This is a genomic window from Streptococcus sp. XMC (assembly GCF_021341835.1).
Taxonomy (GTDB): domain Bacteria; phylum Bacillota; class Bacilli; order Lactobacillales; family Streptococcaceae; genus Streptococcus.
This window is the reverse complement of record NZ_JAJTNQ010000005.1, coordinates 62,966-80,386: the sequence shown is the minus strand read 5'-3', so window position 1 is coordinate 80,386 and position 17,421 is coordinate 62,966. Positions and strand designations below refer to the sequence as shown.

17 protein-coding genes are annotated in these 17,421 nt (G+C 42.6%); 5 read left to right on the top strand and 12 right to left on the bottom strand.

Annotated features, from left to right (window positions below):
* Positions 1 to 79: 79 nt before the first annotated feature.
* Genes LXO72_RS08820 through LXO72_RS08810 form a run of 3 tightly spaced genes read right to left on the bottom strand, consistent with a single transcriptional unit; the run spans position 80 to position 2,029 of the window.
* The gene (locus LXO72_RS08820) at positions 80 to 910 is read right to left on the bottom strand and encodes a hypothetical protein (RefSeq protein ID WP_233332187.1); all 831 of its coding nucleotides are present in this window, start codon (positions 908 to 910) and stop codon (positions 80 to 82) included.
* A complete protein-coding gene (locus LXO72_RS08815) occupies positions 888 to 1,706 on the bottom strand; it encodes a hypothetical protein (protein ID WP_129822282.1) in 819 nt (272 codons plus the stop codon). Before LXO72_RS08815 ends, LXO72_RS08820 begins: the two co-directional genes overlap by 23 nt.
* On the bottom strand, positions 1,703 to 2,029 hold the full coding sequence (locus tag LXO72_RS08810) for a PadR family transcriptional regulator (protein ID WP_233332185.1): 327 nt from the start codon (positions 2,027 to 2,029) through the stop codon (positions 1,703 to 1,705). The genes LXO72_RS08815 and LXO72_RS08810 overlap by 4 nt, the downstream gene beginning before the upstream one ends.
* A gap of 234 nt (positions 2,030 to 2,263) precedes the next feature.
* Between LXO72_RS08810 and LXO72_RS08805 the strand changes: the two genes are divergently transcribed.
* Positions 2,264 to 4,228: a peptide ABC transporter substrate-binding protein gene (locus LXO72_RS08805; RefSeq protein ID WP_233332182.1), complete on the top strand. Its 1,965-nt coding sequence runs from the start codon at positions 2,264 to 2,266 to the stop codon at positions 4,226 to 4,228.
* Positions 4,229 to 4,330: 102 nt separating this feature from the next.
* Here the strand turns inward: LXO72_RS08805 and LXO72_RS08800 are convergent, their stop codons facing one another.
* The 3 genes from LXO72_RS08800 to LXO72_RS08790 form a co-directional block, all read right to left on the bottom strand.
* A complete protein-coding gene (locus LXO72_RS08800) occupies positions 4,331 to 6,322 on the bottom strand; it encodes an FtsX-like permease family protein (protein ID WP_233332180.1) in 1,992 nt (663 codons plus the stop codon).
* On the bottom strand, positions 6,315 to 7,082 hold the full coding sequence (locus LXO72_RS08795) for an ABC transporter ATP-binding protein (RefSeq protein WP_154852291.1): 768 nt from the start codon (positions 7,080 to 7,082) through the stop codon (positions 6,315 to 6,317). The genes LXO72_RS08800 and LXO72_RS08795 overlap by 8 nt, the downstream gene beginning before the upstream one ends.
* 175 nt (positions 7,083 to 7,257) lie before the next feature.
* Positions 7,258 to 7,515: a SemiSWEET family transporter gene (locus LXO72_RS08790; RefSeq protein WP_003006102.1), complete on the bottom strand. Its 258-nt coding sequence runs from the start codon at positions 7,513 to 7,515 to the stop codon at positions 7,258 to 7,260.
* A 280-nt stretch (positions 7,516 to 7,795) separates the two neighbouring features.
* On the opposite strand from LXO72_RS08790, the gene LXO72_RS08785 reads away from it, so the two are divergent.
* Positions 7,796 to 8,059, top strand: a complete 264-nt coding sequence (locus LXO72_RS08785) for a SemiSWEET family transporter (RefSeq protein ID WP_003012241.1) — start codon at positions 7,796 to 7,798, stop codon at positions 8,057 to 8,059.
* A 367-nt stretch (positions 8,060 to 8,426) separates the two neighbouring features.
* Here LXO72_RS08785 and LXO72_RS08780 read toward each other — a convergent pair whose 3' ends face one another.
* The 5 genes from LXO72_RS08780 to LXO72_RS08765 form a co-directional block, all read right to left on the bottom strand.
* On the bottom strand, positions 8,427 to 10,412 hold the full coding sequence (locus LXO72_RS08780) for an FtsX-like permease family protein (protein WP_233332174.1): 1,986 nt from the start codon (positions 10,410 to 10,412) through the stop codon (positions 8,427 to 8,429).
* Entirely contained in the window at positions 10,413 to 11,171 is a 759-nt protein-coding gene (locus tag LXO72_RS08775; RefSeq protein WP_233332173.1) for an ABC transporter ATP-binding protein, read from the bottom strand. It abuts the gene before it with no gap.
* A gap of 15 nt (positions 11,172 to 11,186) precedes the next feature.
* On the bottom strand, positions 11,187 to 11,315 hold the full coding sequence (locus LXO72_RS10165) for a hypothetical protein (RefSeq protein WP_267913801.1): 129 nt from the start codon (positions 11,313 to 11,315) through the stop codon (positions 11,187 to 11,189).
* 157 nt (positions 11,316 to 11,472) lie between these two features.
* Positions 11,473 to 12,447 (bottom strand): sensor histidine kinase, encoded by a 975-nt coding sequence (locus LXO72_RS08770; RefSeq protein ID WP_233332172.1) that lies wholly within the window; start codon positions 12,445 to 12,447, stop codon positions 11,473 to 11,475.
* A complete protein-coding gene (locus LXO72_RS08765; RefSeq protein WP_120702292.1) occupies positions 12,440 to 13,117 on the bottom strand; it encodes a response regulator transcription factor in 678 nt (225 codons plus the stop codon). The genes LXO72_RS08770 and LXO72_RS08765 overlap by 8 nt, the downstream gene beginning before the upstream one ends.
* 184 nt (positions 13,118 to 13,301) lie before the next feature.
* Between LXO72_RS08765 and LXO72_RS08760 the strand changes: the two genes are divergently transcribed.
* The gene (locus tag LXO72_RS08760; protein WP_233332171.1) at positions 13,302 to 14,486 is read left to right on the top strand and encodes a DUF2974 domain-containing protein; all 1,185 of its coding nucleotides are present in this window, start codon (positions 13,302 to 13,304) and stop codon (positions 14,484 to 14,486) included.
* Positions 14,487 to 14,899: 413 nt separating this feature from the next.
* Here LXO72_RS08760 and LXO72_RS08755 read toward each other — a convergent pair whose 3' ends face one another.
* Complete coding sequence (locus tag LXO72_RS08755; RefSeq protein ID WP_233332170.1) at positions 14,900 to 16,168, bottom strand: DUF6287 domain-containing protein; 1,269 nt, start codon at positions 16,166 to 16,168, stop codon at positions 14,900 to 14,902.
* Between the two features lie 175 nt (positions 16,169 to 16,343).
* Between LXO72_RS08755 and LXO72_RS08750 the strand changes: the two genes are divergently transcribed.
* Positions 16,344 to 16,865: a DUF2975 domain-containing protein gene (locus LXO72_RS08750; RefSeq protein ID WP_151191017.1), complete on the top strand. Its 522-nt coding sequence runs from the start codon at positions 16,344 to 16,346 to the stop codon at positions 16,863 to 16,865.
* A gap of 10 nt (positions 16,866 to 16,875) precedes the next feature.
* Positions 16,876 to 17,082, top strand: coding sequence for a helix-turn-helix domain-containing protein (locus LXO72_RS08745; RefSeq protein WP_023022515.1), 207 nt, complete (start codon positions 16,876 to 16,878; stop codon positions 17,080 to 17,082).
* The last annotated feature ends 339 nt before the right edge of the window (positions 17,083 to 17,421 follow it).

Sequence of the window (17,421 nt, the reverse complement as noted above, 5' to 3'; positions counted from 1 at the left end):
TCCCTTTCATTATAACAAAAATCATGCTTGCTCGTTGTTTTTCAACAGAAAAAGGGGAGTTTCTTCCCCCCTTTTCACTCTATTCACCATTTTCTGTCTTGTTCTTTTTCAAGGCGCGAATCGTGAACCAATAGTAAATCATCAATCCTATAACAATGATTACCGTAGGTAGGATCATGGTCATGGTAGAATTCTGAATCCCTTGTGCCAAAGTCCAGCGATGCAAGAATCCCACTACTAAGAAGGACAGAATAGGAAAGATGAAGGCACGAACAAACTCTTCTTTCCATTGCCACAGGATAAGACCTGCAGAAGCCCCTGTCATCAGGAAAGTATCCCATGGATTCGGTACCGTCAACCAGGCAAAAGCTGGCAAGAAACGGACCCCAACTATTTCACTGATAAAATAGATCCCCAGAACGAGAACAACTGCTACATAGATTGCTTTTTTTGACTTCTCTTCTGCAAAAATGAGGCGACGAAGGAGATAGAATAGTAACCCAACGGCCAAAAGTCCTAAAATACTATCCGTTAGATAGACGAGGGGCTTGAGAACCAGAACTGCTTGCGAAGCAAAATCACTTAAGAGGCGATAGAAAATCACAATTTCTGAGACGATTGCACTATATTTTAGAACAGATCGCGTAGATTCTTTGGGCATGTTCTCGATGATTTGGTCTGCCATTCCCTTAGGATCCTGTCCAAAATAGTCCTTGGCCGTCCATCCATCACCGTTTGCTTGCGAAAAATCCAGCGCTAGATTATAGACCTGCTCTCTTAGTGCTTTCTCCTCATATAAGAAGCCAGCGAAATTAAAATAATCCCAGAGATCTTGGAAATAAGCTTGGTCCTCCTGGCTAAAGGTTTGAACCAAAGACTGCGTTTCTTCATAATAAATAGCTGATGTCATGATGTTTCCCCTTCCTTTGGAGACGAAATACAATGAAGGACAAGACTAGTCCTATTAGAGGGAGTAGCCAGCGTAATAAATTAGCAGTTCCTGGATTCACAAAGCGAACACAGCATCCAGTTACAAAGAAAGTCACTCCCATGACCAGTAGGCTAACAGCAAGCCGTCCCTGATTTCTATAGGTCATGATCGTAAATCCAAGAAGAACCAGAAAAGCCAGAACAATCGCCCAACCATCTGGCAAAAGGATACTTCGATTCAGACTCAAATGGTCAGAAAACACGCGCTCTATCCTAGGAGACAGGATCAAACTAATCACACTGATAACAAGAGCCCAAGGCCACTTGATTTCCCCATAGCTCTGTTTGGACCAAAGCCACATCATAAATTGACTGTACACAAAGAAAATGAATAGATCTAGCAAATATGTTAAAGGAGCAATCACCAGTGGCAGCATCCAGGCAAAATCCATTACAAACCGCATGCCAACGAAAATCGTTCCAAGAATCAAGAATAACCCCACATAAGAACCTAGCCTGCGTCTAGGTAACTCCGAGAGAACTTGGTCCATCATGGCCCTTGGGTCCTTTCCGTAATAATCCATTGCACCAATCCCGTCTCGCTCAGCAACCTTTAAATCGCAAACCATATTGTAGAGCTGTTCACCCAGTAGCTCATCATCATAAAAATAGGACTTCACTCCAATATAAGCTATCATTTTTTTCATATAAGCTTGATTGTCCTTATTTAGGTGCATCAATTCGGCTGACATTTTTTCTGTATAATCTTCGATCATGCTTCCCCCTCCTTTTTCACGCGTTCTACTTTAATGACCAGATCCTGCCACTGGTTCCAAAATTCCTCTAGACGCTCTCTTCCTTCCTTTGTCAGAGAGAAATATTTGCGATCAGGTCCATCCGGAGAGGGCCTCATCTCTCCTATTATGACTCCCTGCTTCTCTAGCTTCTTAAGCAAGGGATAAACGGTCCCAGCAACAATCTTATCAAAGCCTGTTTCCTTGAGGCTTTGGATCAATTCATAGCCATAGATAGATTTCTTTGAAATAATTTCTAGAACACAACCTTCCAAGACACCCTTTAGCAATTGCGACTCTTTCATCCTTCTCCCCCTTTCTATTCAGGCTTCTTTTAGCTAGTTTGTTTTACATACTAGCCCTTTCACTATTAGTATACTCCACCCAAGCTAGTTTGTAAAGCATAATAGTGAAAATATTGGATAAAACTAAATAAATCCGAACAATATGACTAAATATACAATTAATTTCGAAAAACAATTGCTTTTTATAAAAAAAGGTGTATAATAATACAAAATCTTTATTAAAGGAGATAAGTGATGAAAAAATCTAAACTAGCTTTCCTAGCAGGTGTCACGGTTGCTTCAGCCCTGTTCCTTGCTTCATGTGGATCATCTTCAAAATCTTCTCAGACAAACACATACTCATACGTGTTTAGTACTGATCCAGATTCTTTGAACTACCTCCTTTCAAACCGTTCTACAACAAGTGACGTTACAACTAACTTGGTTGATGGATTGTTTGAAAATGACAAATATGGTAATCTCGTCCCTGCACTAGCGGAAGATTGGTCTGTTTCTAAAGACGGATTAACCTACACTTATAAACTCCGTAAAGATGCAAAATGGTATGACTCAGAAGGAAACGAATATGCAGATGTCACTGCACAAGACTTCGTCACTTCTCTGAAATATGTAGCAGACAACAAGTCAGATGCCCTCTACTTGGTTCAAAACTCAGTAGCCGGCCTGGATGACTATGTCACTGGTAAAAATACGGACTTCTCTAAAGTTGGTGTCAAAGCCATTGATGACCATACCCTCCAATACACCTTGGCTCAACCGGAGTCCTTCTGGAATTCTAAATTGACAACTTCAACCATGATGCCCGTCAATGAAAAATTCCTTGAGTCTGCAGGAAAAGACTTCGGTAGCGTCAAACCTTCTGGAATCCTCTACAACGGTCCTTACTACTTGAAATCCTTCACTTCAAAATCTTTGATGGAGTTCACCAAGAACGAGAACTACTACGACAAAGACAATGTGAAGATTGAAAATATCAAATTGACCTACTTCGATGGTTCTGACCAAGACTACCTAGCTCGTAACTTCTCTGATGGCAACTTGACCACAGCGCGTCTCTTCCCAACGAGCTCAACCTATAGCACCATTGAGAAAAAATTCAAGGACAATATCGTCTATTCACCGCAAGATGCGACTGTCTACTATGTCTACTTCAACGTAAACCGTCAAAACTACGGTCATACCGAGAAGACAACAGACGACCAGAAGAACCAAACAAAAACAGCTCTTCAAAACAAAAACTTCCGTCAAGCCATCAACTTTGCCCTTGATCGTACTTCACTAAGTGCCCAATCAAACGGGAAAGATGGCGCTAGCAAAACCCTTCGTACGCTTCTTGTACCTCCAACATTTGTGCAAGTAGACAACAAAGACTTCGGTAGCGTTGTCGAAGAAAAACTTGCTGCAACAGGAGATGATTGGAAGGATGTCAGCCTAGCTGATGCGCAAGATAGCATGTTCAATGCGGACAAGGCCAATGCACAATTTGCTAAAGCCAAAGAAGAGCTCCAAGCACAAGGTGTCCAATTCCCAATCCACATCGACTATGTGGTTGACCAGTCTTCTGCTAGCATTGTGCAACAAGCTGATTCAATGAAAGACTCCATCGAAAAAACATTAGGAAAAGAAAATGTTGTCGTGGATGTTCAGAAATTGTCTACGGAAGATGCGGACAATGCAACCTACTTCGCTCAAAGTCCTGATCAAAAAGACTTTGATATGGATATCGCTGGTTGGGGACCTGACTTCCAAGACCCATCAACTTACTTGGATATCTTCAATCCAGTCGATGGTTCAGCCTTAGCAGGAATGGGAATCAATCCGGCAACTGACCAAGCCCTAATTGAAAAACTAGGTTTGAACGAGTACAAACAACTATTGGATGATGCCAATGCAGAACAATTGGATACCAAAACTCGTTATGAAAAATATGCTGTTGCTCAAGCTTGGTTGACAAACAATGCCTTTGCACTTCCTGTATACTCTAAGGGTGCTGTCCCTTCTATCACGAAGATCAAACCATTTACAAAAGCCTTCTCCTTGATTGGTATCAAAGACGGGGCTAGCTACTACAAGTACATGGAATTACAAAGTGATACAGTCACAACGGCTGACTACGACAAAGCTTATAAGAATTGGTTGAAAGAAAAAGAAGAAACCAATAAAAAAGCACAAGAAGAACTTGCAAAACACGTGAAATAATGATTGACGTCAAAACACCGAGGATCAAATCCTCGGTGTTTTTGTTTCTAGCAAAATCTTGTATTTTTCATCTTATTTCTCAAGCCTTAATAATCTCAAACCCTATCGCACGACAATCTTCCGATAACTTCTAGAAGTTAGAAGAAAGACGAGGACATAAGAGATGAAAAAGACAGCACAGATTGCTAAGGTTGTTTGAAGGACCAAGCCCGCATTGGTCGCTCCTAAGATGGCTACGATTTTTGCAATCATCTTGTAGGCCACTCCTAGGTACAAGAAGGAGAAGAATAGTGGAAGGAAAAAGACGGTGAGAATCTGTTTGCGAATGGTGGTGCCGGTTTGCTTTTGGTCCAATCCTACTTGTTGCAAGATCACAAAATTATCCCGATCCTCATGACCCTCTGAAATCTGTTTGTAGTAAATGACGAGTACTGTAGCTAATAGAAAGATGACCGATAGGAAAATCCCAATAAAGAGGAGAGTCCCTGCTGTTTCACGCCACTCCTTCTCTATGCTGTATCGTTCAAATCCACCAAAGAAAGTCGCACCATATTGACTCATTTTGTCTGTCGAATAAAGGTCTTTGATCAAGCCACTGATGAAATCTTGATTCTCTTTATCTTTTGCAGTAATAGCGAATTCCAAATTTTTATCAACTTTTAGTCCCAGTTGGTTCAAGTCAGGGAGGACAAGGTACAAACCCATTTGATGTTGAAACAGGTCGGATTGAGGGAGTTTTCCTTGGATAAAATTGGAGTCTAGTTTTTGTTTAATCGTGAAGGTCTTCCCATTGATATCTAATTGCGCGTCTAATCTTCCTGGATACTGATACCCATAAGCTAAGATTTCATTTTCTCCAAGCTCAACTTTTTGACCCGTCAGTTGCTCGTAAGTCGCCTGATCAAAAAAGTAGACTGTTCCCTCTGTCTTCATCTCCTGACCAGCTTGTTCATAAACCTCTAAGCTCCTTCCATCAATCTTTCGAATTTCAGCCGACCAGTATGTTGTCTGTGCCACCTGATAATCTGATAGATTTGTCGCATCGGCTGTTTTCTTAATTTGAGCTTGAACATCCTTGATAGCCGGTTCTGTCTCAGCATCTGAAGGCATATGCCCCACACTAATCATGTAATCAGAAGGGTAAACAGTATCTAGGTAGTTCTGCCCTCCAATAAAGATATTGAGCGACCCGGTTAAGGTGACTAAGACCATGGTAGAAAGAATACTAATGGTCGCAAGGCCCGCTGCATTTTTTCGCATCCGAGCTATTAAGTTAGAGACGGATATAAAATTCTCTGGCTTGTAATAGTAGGATTTCCTACCTTTGAGAAATCTTAAGAAGGTAATGGAGCCTGCGTTGAATAAGAGATAAGTCGCTAGAATGACCAATATGACGGCAATAAAGAATCCTTGGACAGCCGCAACCGGACGCTCAACGGTTAGCGCTATATAAAACGCAATTCCTAAGAGCCCAAGTCCTAAAAGAGTTTGGACCAGCAAGAAGCGTCCCTTCTTCTCTCCTGCTTTTTTCTGTTGCATGAGGTGGAGGGAACTGTAGCGCAAGAGGCGGAAAGAATTCAACAAGAGAATGAGGCCAAAAGCTAAGGCTAACCCAAGTAAAGTGTCTAGAACAGCCCCTATCTGGAAGGTTGATTGAATGACGACTGGTAGCCCCATACATTTTAGGAGCAAGGCGAAAATCAAGCGATCAAACAAGAGTCCCAAGCCCAGTCCTACTCCAACTGTGAGAACATAGAAGAAGAGCAATTCCCATAAGGTCATGATGAGGAGATGCTTCTTCTCCATTCCCAAAACACTGTACAAGCCCAGTTCTTTGGAACGATTTTTCATGACAAAGCCATTGGCATAAGCCACCAAAATGATGACGACCAGCTGGACGACGAAACTACCAAAACCAAGAACAGTTCTCGCCGCCCCCCCTCCGTAAGAATCCTCTAAATGAGGGGTCGATGCCAAAGCGATAAAACTATAAAGGATCATGGTCGTTAAAATGACAGCCAAGGCAAAGGGATAATAGAGCTTGCGATTTTGCTTGAGGTTGGAAAGAGCTAATTTACTTGTTAATTTAAACATCACGATCCTCCTTTCCCGCCATGACTGTCAGAGTATCCGAGATTTCTTGGAACATCTGACGCTCTGTCTTTTCTCCGCGGAAGATCTGGTTGTAGAGGATCCCGTCCTTGATAAAGAGCACGCGCTTAGCACGCGCTGCGGCGGCGGTCGAATGGGTCACCATGAGAATGGTTTGCCCCATGCTATTGATATCTTCAAAGACATCTAGTAACGCAGCCGAAGACTTGGAATCCAGCGCCCCTGTTGGCTCATCAGCAAGGAGGATTTCTGGCGAGGTAATAATGGCCCGTGCTACGGCTACCCGTTGCTTTTGCCCACCAGAGATCTCGTAAGGGTATTTTTCTAAGAGCTGGTGAATGCCCAACTCCCGACTGACGCCATCCACCTTAGTCATCATTTCCTTGACCGGTCTGCGAGAAAGGACCAGAGGCAAGAGGATATTGTCTTTGACAGACAAGGTATCAAGCAGGTTAAAGTCTTGAAAGACAAAGCCTAGTTTTTCCCGACGGAAGCTGGAAGCATCCTTGTTCTTGATAGTTGAAGTATCGGTACCGTTGAGGTAGACCCGCCCTTCGGTCGGCTGGTCCAGCATGGCTAGGATATTGAGAAGGGTCGATTTCCCGGACCCTGATTCCCCCATGATGGCGACGTATTCCCCTTTTTCAACCGTGAAGTGGATATCTTTTAGGGCTTCGACCTGCGTTCCTTGGAAGCGGGTTTTGTAAATTTTTTTCACATGTTGTACATCTAATAAGGCCATTTTCATTCTCCATTTCCATCTAGTTATATGATTGATATTAATAGAACTTCTTACATCTCTATTGTAACGATTTGGAAAGAGATCTACAATAAGCTAACCTTTCATTTTTACCCTGATTTCTTACATTTCTGTAAGGTATTAAAAAACTAGCTTCCTTGCGGGAGCTAGTTTCTTCTTATAAAGCTGTGATGGCTGTGATCAAACCAAAGATAATCCCCGGTGCATTGGCTGCAGCAAGTGGAATATCGCGTTCTTTTTTAAAGAGTCCGTAGTAGACCCAAAGGCTACAGTTGATAGCTGCGACAAGGGGTTGGACAAAGTTTCCTTTGTGACCAGCGAGATTATCCATAATTTGAGGAAAGTAAGACACGTACATCATCACAGACATAAAGGTCGCAACCCAACCAAGAATTTTCATTTGTTTTTCATTCATTTTTATGACACCTTTCATTTTTAAAGTACGCACTATTCTAACGCTTGCCCTCTTAAAATTCAAGTACTTTTTTCAAATGTTACTAAACTGTAAAGTGTCACAATCTTGTGATTTTGCAGGAAGATGGATTTCTTTTCGAGTGAATTTTCTCTCTAGTTGCCATTTTTTGACACTTTGTCTAATTCTTTTGCAAATGTGATCGTTTTCATTTTGCGTAGCATGCAAATTAATTGCATTTTCTTCCTACTTATGCTATTTTGATACACAGAGGTAAAATTTTATGAATAAACAAAAAATCAACCAAATCGTTGGCTCGATCGGTGCCTTTATTGGGATTATCGTTTTCATTGCCTACATCCCACAAATTATTGCTAATTTACAGGGAAATAAGGCCCAACCTTTCCAACCCTTGTCAGCTGCTATTTCTTGCTTGATCTGGGTCATTTATGGTTGGACAAAGGAACCTAAAAAAGACTGGATTTTGATCATTCCGAATTCGGCAGGTGTCATCCTAGGGGGATTGACTTTCCTTACATCACTTTAATAGAAAGTGAACAAAGACTGAACTCTACGGGTTCAGTCTTTTTTGTGTATCCCTTTGAAAAACAAAAACAATCGCAGTCGGTTTTCGTACAAAAAAGCCCGCTATGAGCAAGCTAAAAAAATTGACAATTCTTTTCTTTGAATAACCTATGCTGGATTATTGTGCAAAAATATCCAAATAATATCTGATTATTATTAGAGTATATTGAAACTTTCCGCTGTGAGAAAAGTGCCTGAAATAATTATGTTTCAGGCACTCGGAATTATTGAGACCTTAGGCTCAATAATTAGTCATGGAACTTCTTCGAAGTTCGCTGACGTCCGTACTCACCTAAGGAAAGTTTCTAATTTAATTTGAGTTTCTTTTCCTAAATCTGCACAATCTTACGATAACTCCGAGAGGTGATCCAAAAGACGATTAGGTAGGTGATGAGAAAGACAGCACAGACGCTGAGGGTGACGACGAGGACTTGGCCACTATTGATGACACCGAGCACTTTGAGAATGAGGCGAATCATATGGTAGGCAAAGGCCAGGTGGACAAAGGCAAAGATGAGGGGAAGGAAGAAGACGGTCCGCACTTGACGGTTGATGGTCCGTTTGACCTCATCTTCATCAAGCCCCACCTGTTGGAGGATGACGAATCGATCACGGTCTTCATAACCTTCCGAGATTTGCTTGTAGTAGATGACGATGACCGTTCCGACCATAAAGATCAGTGACAAGAAAATCCCGATAAAGAAGATGCCACCAAAGAGGCTATTCAACTCTGCCACATCATTGGCTCGGTTACCTCCATAGACAAATGTTCCTTGGCCCTGTTGACTGCTCAATTCATCGATCATCTTATCATAGCTAGCTGCCAGCTTGAGTTGCTGGTCTTCACCGACATTGACATTGAATCCACCATAGATATTGGTATAGATGGCAAGATTTGGAAATTGGGCGATAAAGGCTGAGAGATCTGGAACGATTAGGTAATTGAAATCCTCCGTCAGCATGTTATACATGTTGGGCAAGTGATCTGTGATAAAATCCTTGGTCACTTCTTCCTTTACTTGGAAGTCTTGGCCATTGATAGTAAACTGCTTTTGGCCTTTGAGAGCCTCGTTATGAGCAAAGAGGATAACTTGGTTGCCAGTCAGATCGGCCTCTTCTCCTGTCATCTGCTCATAGCTAGCTGCGTCAAAGACCATAAAGACGGTTTTGGGAGTGACGCTGCGTTCGTCAGCTGGATAGACCGTAAAGTCTGTGCCCTTTTGGGATTTGATTCCAAAGTTGGCATAGGTCATCAGGTCACGATTCTTGATTTCAAGCTGGTGCTCAGAAGCAAATTCATCAAATTTCTGATTGATTTGCTCCAGGTCTACCCCTTTTCCTTGGACAGAGAAATCATGAGGAGCCATAATTTTCTTGACCATTTCGCCACCAACATAGATGTTGGTCGCAGCAGAGATGGTCACTAGCACCATGGTTGAGAGGATGGCAATAGTCGCAAGTCCCACTGCATTTTTCTTCATGCGATAGATGAGGTTAGAGACCGAGATCATATTGTTGGGTTGGTAATAATAGCCCTTCTTTTTCTTAAGCAGATGCAAGAAGACGGTGATCCCAGCATTAAAGAGCAGGTAGGTTCCGATCATGACCAAGACAACCGCTAGAAAGAAAATCACAATCGCAGACAATGGGTCTTTGACTGACAAAGCCAGGTAGTAGCCAAAACTAAGAGAAACTAAACCCAGGATGGTTTGGGGCCACAAGAAGCGGGATTTCTTTTCACCACTAGCCTTCTCACGCGTCAACTGCAGGGCATTCAAACGGAGAATTCGCCAAGCATTGAGAAAAACTAGGAGGCCAAAGATGAGACCAAAGGTGACAAAGACCAAGATGACAATCCCAGGTTGGAAGGTGGATACCAGCTGGACCTTCATCTTCATGAGTTTCAAGAGAAAGGCAAAGATCAGCTTGTCAAAGAGAGCCCCGATCAACACTCCGCTTGAGATAGTCAAAAAGCCAAAGATCAAGAGTTCCTTGAAAATCATGCTGATGAGATGGCGCTTCTCAAGGCCCAGCATGCTGTAGATCCCCAGTTCCTTGGAGCGGTTTTTCATGACGAAGCTATTGGCATAGAGCACAATGATGGCCCCCGCAGCGTTGACCACAAACAGTCCCAAGCCAAGGGTGAAGAGCATGGGAGATCCCCCTCGAAGTTTTGAAATGTGGGGATTAAAGGTCAGGGAGTCAAAGAGGTAGGCGATGGTCACTGCGAGAATGACCGCAATCGCAAAGGGATAATAGAGCCTGCGGTTCTTGATCAGATTGGAGCAAGCTAATTTAGTGGTTAATCGAAACATCTACCCCACCTCACTTGCCATGACCGTCAAGGTATCCGAGATTTCTTGGAACATCTGACGCTCGGTTTTCTCCCCGCGGAAGATTTGATTGTAAAGAATCCCGTCCTTGATAAAGAGCACGCGCTTGGCCCGAGCTGCTGCTGCGGTTGAGTGGGTCACCATGAGAATAGTTTGCCCCATGCTATTGATGTCTTCAAAGACGTCGAGCAACGCAGCAGATGATTTGGAATCTAGCGCCCCTGTTGGCTCATCCGCAAGGAGGATTTCTGGCGAGGTGATGATAGCCCGTGCTACGGCTACCCGTTGTTTTTGCCCACCAGAGATTTCGTAGGGATATTTTTCAAGCAGTTGGTGGATGCCCAATTCCCGACTGACGCTATCGACCTTACTCATCATTTCCTTGACCGGTCTACGAGAGAGGACCAAGGGCAGAAGGATATTGTCCTTGACAGACAAGGTATCCAACAAATTGAAATCTTGAAAGACAAAGCCTAGTTTTTCCCGACGGAAACTGGAGGCATCCTTGTTCTTGATGGTTGAGGTGTCTATGTTATTTAGGTAGACCCGCCCTTCGGTTGGCTGATCCAGCATGGCTAGGATGTTGAGAAGGGTGGATTTCCCGGATCCTGATTCCCCCATGATGGCGACGTATTCCCCTTTTTCCACGGTGAAGTGAATGTCCTTTAAGGCTTCGACTTGCGTTCCTTGAAAGCGGGTTTTGTAGATTTTTTTGATATGTTGAACGTCTAGTAATGACATGTTTTTCTCCTTTAACTAGTAGATCAAGAAAAATTCTTGGGTTTGTTGCAAGACTTTGCGACCAAATTCTACCTTTTCCAGATCAGTTTGGTTATTTGGTTTCTTAATCTTTTTGGGTTGTTTCATCCATTTCAAGAGTTTCATTTTCTTGACCTCCTTTATTTGATGAGACTATTGTATAAAAAATAAAAGGTGGTCACCATAACCTAACCTTTCATTTTTAAAATCTAACCTTACATTTTTGTCATTTTCAAATAAAAGAGAACCTTAGGGAGAGAATCATTAGTATAGGCGAGTTCCCCTAATCCATCACCAATTTCTTCTCCTCAAAACGTATGGCAACAGTCGTCCCTTGGCCAACTTGTGAGGTCATTTGGAGTTGATGCCCTAGCTGGTCTGCAATCTTTTTAGACAGATAGAGGCCTAGTCCCGAAGATTGCTGGGTCAAATGCCCATTGTAGCCGGAGAATCCCCGCTCAAAGACACGGAGTATGTCGCTATCCTTGATTCCAATCCCACTATCTTTCATATAAAGCGTCTGGTCTTTGAAATAGATCTCAATCCCGCCAGTGCTGGTATACTTGAGGCTATTAGACAGCAATTGCTCGATGATGACCAAGAGCCACTTGCGATCGGTGATGACCCTAGCATCTAAATCATGCAGATCCACCGTTAAGCCCTTCTGGATAAAGAAGATAGCGTACTTTCTCACCACTTCTTTGACCAGCTCTTCGAGTGGAACACGCTTAAGCACCAAATCATCGTGAAAGCTTTCGAGTCTCAGATACTGGAGGACCACGTTGGCATAAGAGTCGATCTTAAAGAGTTCCTGCTCCATTTGCTTTCTCAGGTCGCTGTCTTTTATATTTTGAACCAAGAGTTGGCTGGCCGCAATGGGGGTCTTAATCTGGTGGACCCAGAGGGTATAGTAATCCATCAGATCATTGTAGGTCTCAATACTCACTGTCGTCTGCTCCCGCTGGGCTTGCTGACTGGCTGCTAGCTTTTGACTCAAGACCTTTTCTAGAGGAGTCTCAGCTACCCCCTCTCCATAGAGCACTTCCTTCTGATAAGCCTGATACTTAGCAACCGTATCCCAAATAATAAGGAGAAGAGTCAAGAAAGCCAAAATTCCCGTCAGGTAAAGGAGGAAATGGCGGTAGCCTTCGAAAATATAGGCAAACAAGAGGAGGGAAGAAAGGAGTAATCCCAACAAATAGAGATAACGACGATGAGCAAGCAGATAGTGCTTAACAAAAAAGAATCGATTACCCATTGCTCAACCCGTATCCTATCCCTTTTTTCGTTTCAATAAAATGTTCCAGTCCTGCTTCTTCTAGTTTCTTCCGGAGTCTAGCTACATTGACCGAAAGGGTATTGTCATCAATGAAGAAATCACTGTTCCACAATTCCTTCATCAGGTCATCTCGAGCCACTACACTTCCAGCCTTCTCAAACAGAATGCGAAGGATTTGAAATTCATTCTTGGTTAGATTGACCACTTCTCCCTCGTAGACCAGATCCATGGATTTGAGATTGAGGATAGCACCCCGGTGTTCTAACAAATCTTGATCAGTCCCAAACTCATAAGAGCGGCGAAGGAGTCCCTGGATTTTTGCCAGGAGGACATTGGGATCAAATGGCTTGGTCACATAGTCATCTCCCCCCATATTGATGGCCATGACAATGTCCATGGCTTGATCGCGTGAGGATAAAAACATGATCGGGACTTTAGACACCTTACGAATTTCCTGGCACCAATGGTAGCCATTATAAAGAGGAAGGCCGATATCCATCAGTATCAGATGAGGATTGTTCTGGACGAAGGTCCCCAATACATCCATAAAATCATCAACTGCAATGACCTCAAAGCCCCACTGTTCCATGATTTTCTTTACCTGTTGGCGAATGGTTTCATCATCTTCGACAAGAAGAATTTTATGCATGCTCTTTCCTGCTCTTTCTTACTAGAGTATTACCCTTTCATTATATCAAATTATCCAAGAAGCATACATTTTTTTCGGTATATCGACTGACAGGCTACTCCCTTTCGTCAATTACCTATTTTTACAGAGGGGCTTTTCAAGTATTTTATGCTATACTGAATATACAGATACAAAGGAGAATCTCATGTCCACGATTTTTGATTATCTAGACCATGTCACCTATGATTCCATCTACGATCGTCCCTTTAAGGAATTGGATGTCTTGGCACTAACGGAGTTGACCTATCTTCCTTTTAATCGAATCGTTCCCCAAGGAGATACGACCAATATTGAAGTGCGCTTATCTGATGTGGCAGCGCTAGTCGATCAAACTACCAATTTCATCGTGACAGACCAACACCTGCAATTAGTCGATGAGCTAGCTACTTCTAAGCGCTTTAAGAACATCAAACTCCTCAACTATGTCGATGAGTACGATCCTGATGTTCAGAAGCAATTTGCGGCCATGACCTATCGTCTTACCATGGATGTTTATTTAGTTGTCTTCAGGGGGACGGATGATACCTTGATCGGCTGGAAGGAAGACTTCCACATGACCTATATGGACCATGTCCCATCTCAGAGGCGTGCAGCCAGCTACCTACAACATGTCATGAAGGAATTTCCCAAAGGGCGCTTCCTGGTGGCAGGTCACTCCAAAGGGGGCAATCTCGCAGCCTACGCCTGCTCTTATCTTCCAGATTACCTATTTGAACGAGTCGACGCTATTTACAGCTACGATGCTCCTGGTCTCAACAAGGCCATTATTGAAACAGAAGGCTACCAGCGTACATCACCTAAAATTCACCGCTTTGTCCCACAAGGATCCATCGTCGGCATGATGCTGGAAGTTCCTGAGCCTGCTACAATTGTTAAAAGTCGAGCCTTTGGTGGCTTTGCCCAGCATGACGCCTTTACGTGGATGGTTGAAAAGGATGGATTTGTGACCCTGGATCAAACTAGTCCCGATAGCCAACAAACCGACCAGACTCTGAAGCAGTGGGTTCGCGAAACATCGGCGGATGAGCGCAAGAAGTTCTTTGATACCTTTTTTGGCATTTTTCTGGACGCAGGCATCACTTCAATCAATGATTTGAAGAACTTGAAAAATTTCTCCAAGATCAAAGAGATCTTTCAAAATGCTCAAGACCTCGATCCTACAGAAAGGGAGATGCTAGAACGTCTAGCAAAGCAACTCCTCGACACCCGTGTTCAAGCTTGGAAAAAATGGCAGACCGTTCCCCGTATCCTGGTTCAAATGGCTACATTTTTCAAGCGAAAAAAAGAAATCGAGCCTTCCTCACCTCTGCTTCTTGAGCACAAAGATTGACAATTTCAACTCTATTTTATGAAATGGAACAATATCGTTTACATCGAATGGTGTAAACGAATTTTTTATAGAAAGAGAATGAATTAAAGCAAAACAAAGCCCAGGAAAGCATATTTCCTGGGTTTTGAATGTAGACCAAACTGCTTTTTACATAAAATAGCTAAATGATTCTTCAAAAGAATGACTTCTATTTTTAAATTTATTTAAGTAGAATTAAAACTTTCCGCAGTGAGAAAAGTGCCTGAAACACAGTTGTTTCAGGCACTCGGAATTATTGAGACCTTAGGCTCAATAATTAGTCATGGAACTTCGAAGAAGTTCGCTGACGTCCGTACTCACCTAAGGAAAGTTTTAAAGAAGCTTTTTCTTCAATCTTAAACCCAGGAAAACATATTTCCTGGGTTTTTCGCTTCTTATTGACGATAGAAGTATTGATCCGCTGGATAGTTTCCAGCTGATTGGGTAACAACTAAGCGAGGTTTGCTCTTATCTGACTGGTCTCCATCAGGATTTTCAAAACCAATCTTAAAGAGGCCAACAGCTACTCCTGTTTCTCCCACACGTAGGTCTACATAAGGGACTTTACTTGTCTTATCAGAGTTCGGGACTGCTTTTAATCTTCCTTGGCCTTTCACAGTTCCATCTTCTTGGATGACCATCTCTTGGCCTTTGGCATTGCGCCATGTCCCTGCCAGACTTGAGAAGTCTCCACTATTGATAGCCGCAATATCGAGGTCTGCTTCCTTCTTAGGCTCTGGGTAAGCTTCCCACCATTTGTCCTGGTAGGCATGGAAGGAGGCTTGATGGTAGAAGATACGTCTCAACGGTGAAACGACGCCATCAGGACCTTGAACATTTTCAGGAATCAAGGTGACAATCAATTCTTGACCAGGACTTGCTCCGGTTGTCCCAGCTTGGACAAAGTAAACCTGATAGGTCGCGCCTGCTTTCTTAGGTTTCTTATCTTTATTGAGGACAAATTGGACATTGCTAGCTCCACTCCAGAAACTCCATCCATTGTCCTTATCAGAGTAGATAGAAGGAAAGACAGTAGTCCGGTGATTGTAATAATCTTCTGGACTATATCCATACAACTTAAAGCCTGAATCTGCAATCTGTTGTTCAATAGATTCATTAGAATAACTTCCTGAGAAGGTTGTCAAATCTCCATCCAGTACTGCGTCATCTGGATTCGTCGACTTGAAGAAATCCTTCCGATTGGCAAAGACCATTTCGTGATCAGGATCTTTGTCTGACATGGTGACCGTAATGAGAGGATCTTTATCTGATTGGTATTTAAAGATACGAACAGTGATGGTAAAATCAGTATTTCCATCTGACTTTTTCATCTGACTAGTAGAAACTTTATTGGCCCCTTCTACTTTGAAATCAGTTGAGAAAGTTGCTGATACAGGACCATCTTCTGTCTCATAATCAATCTTCCAAGATTTCCCATCTTTTTGAATCTTGGCCTTATCACGCGCGCTAGAGACATATTCACCAGACAAATCGATGGCTTTTTCCTTAGAGGAAGCCGAGGTCTTCGAGGTCTGGTTGAACTCTTTTTGATGATCCGGTTGGATATTGGAGCTAGAGTAGAGATAGACTCCACCAATTAGAACCACTGCACTCACAAAAGCGATGATCATCCAAAGATATTTTTTATCTAACTTTTTGATCATTTCAATACCTCCTTGAAATGGTAGTTACCTATTAGTATACCTCAAATTCTATTTAAAGCAAACTTTGACCGAATTTCATAAATTTTTTATCGTTTTTCGATACTTTTTTATTGACTATTTTTTTATAAGGAGTATACTATAAGTAAATAATAAATAAACTTTCAGGAGGCTTGCGATGAAAAACTCGAAAACCCTAAAAAATATCATTGAAGTCTTAACGGCTTTCATTTACTTCTGTGGCTTTATGACCGTGGCAGCACTGGTCATCCACCTTCTTTCACGGATGGGTGTGTTTAAGGATCTCGTTCAATCTGGGCGCTTGTCCTTTGAGGTGAATGGCATCCAGCTTTTCCCAAAACATCTGCAACCCCTATGGCAGTTGCTCTTCCCACTAGCCTCAAGTGCTATTTATATTCTTCTTCTCATCACCATTCGTAGCTTCCTCCAAAATCTCTACCAAGAAAAGATCTTTTCTCACTCCAACATTGATCTTTGCAACCGAGCTTGGAAGATCTTATTGGTCTTGTCCTTTATGTCTGGTACACTTGAAACCAGTGGCGACGTTTATCTCCTTCCCTTTACCTTCCAATTGACCTTTAATACGGGACTCCTCCTCGCTGTCCCAATTGTCTGGGTCCTTGGCAAGATTTTAGAGAGAGGAATTGCGATCGCCGAAGAAAATGAGCTGACCATTTAAGGAGGGGACCATGATTATCGTCAATCTAGATGTCATGCTGGCCAAGCGAAAGATGAAATCCAATGAGCTAGCTGACAAAATAGGCATCACTACCGCCAACCTCTCCATCCTCAAGACAGGCAAGGCCAAAGCCATCCGCTTCACTACCCTTGAGGCCATCTGCAAAGAACTGGACTGCCAGCCCGGAGATATCCTGGAATACCAGCCAGATGAATAGGAAATATCTTAAGAAAAGTAATTGGAGACTTTCCTTAGGTGAGGACGGACGGTAGCGAATCCCTCTGGGATTCCATACCTAAGATTTGAGCCTACTGTCTCAAAACTTCCGAGAGTCTGAAATGAAATCTTTCAGGCTCTTTTCTCACTGCGGAAGTCTCCATTAACATTCATTACTAATAGGACTCATCTTCTATCCTTGTAAAATTCAATGATGGGATCTATATCAATACAACAAAAGCACTCCCGCGGGAGTGCTTGAGAGCATAGACAATCTGCTCTTCCTTACAAATCAAATAAATTCTCTAAAAAAAATTCATTCGTTAGAATTATTCAATCA

Coding starts and splice junctions, on each gene's coding strand:
- LXO72_RS08820 (WP_233332187.1), bottom strand. CDS start 910: ATGACATCAGCTATTTATTATGAAGAAACGCAGTCTTTGGTTCAAACC.
- LXO72_RS08815 (WP_129822282.1), bottom strand. CDS start 1,706: ATGATCGAAGATTATACAGAAAAAATGTCAGCCGAATTGATGCACCTA.
- LXO72_RS08810 (WP_233332185.1), bottom strand. CDS start 2,029: ATGAAAGAGTCGCAATTGCTAAAGGGTGTCTTGGAAGGTTGTGTTCTA.
- LXO72_RS08805 (WP_233332182.1), top strand. CDS start 2,264: ATGAAAAAATCTAAACTAGCTTTCCTAGCAGGTGTCACGGTTGCTTCA.
- LXO72_RS08800 (WP_233332180.1), bottom strand. CDS start 6,322: ATGTTTAAATTAACAAGTAAATTAGCTCTTTCCAACCTCAAGCAAAAT.
- LXO72_RS08795 (WP_154852291.1), bottom strand. CDS start 7,082: ATGGCCTTATTAGATGTACAACATGTGAAAAAAATTTACAAAACCCGC.
- LXO72_RS08790 (WP_003006102.1), bottom strand. CDS start 7,515: ATGAATGAAAAACAAATGAAAATTCTTGGTTGGGTTGCGACCTTTATG.
- LXO72_RS08785 (WP_003012241.1), top strand. CDS start 7,796: ATGAATAAACAAAAAATCAACCAAATCGTTGGCTCGATCGGTGCCTTT.
- LXO72_RS08780 (WP_233332174.1), bottom strand. CDS start 10,412: ATGTTTCGATTAACCACTAAATTAGCTTGCTCCAATCTGATCAAGAAC.
- LXO72_RS08775 (WP_233332173.1), bottom strand. CDS start 11,171: ATGTCATTACTAGACGTTCAACATATCAAAAAAATCTACAAAACCCGC.
- LXO72_RS10165 (WP_267913801.1), bottom strand. CDS start 11,315: ATGAAACTCTTGAAATGGATGAAACAACCCAAAAAGATTAAGAAACCA.
- LXO72_RS08770 (WP_233332172.1), bottom strand. CDS start 12,447: ATGGGTAATCGATTCTTTTTTGTTAAGCACTATCTGCTTGCTCATCGT.
- LXO72_RS08765 (WP_120702292.1), bottom strand. CDS start 13,117: ATGCATAAAATTCTTCTTGTCGAAGATGATGAAACCATTCGCCAACAG.
- LXO72_RS08760 (WP_233332171.1), top strand. CDS start 13,302: ATGTCCACGATTTTTGATTATCTAGACCATGTCACCTATGATTCCATC.
- LXO72_RS08755 (WP_233332170.1), bottom strand. CDS start 16,168: ATGATCAAAAAGTTAGATAAAAAATATCTTTGGATGATCATCGCTTTT.
- LXO72_RS08750 (WP_151191017.1), top strand. CDS start 16,344: ATGAAAAACTCGAAAACCCTAAAAAATATCATTGAAGTCTTAACGGCT.
- LXO72_RS08745 (WP_023022515.1), top strand. CDS start 16,876: ATGATTATCGTCAATCTAGATGTCATGCTGGCCAAGCGAAAGATGAAA.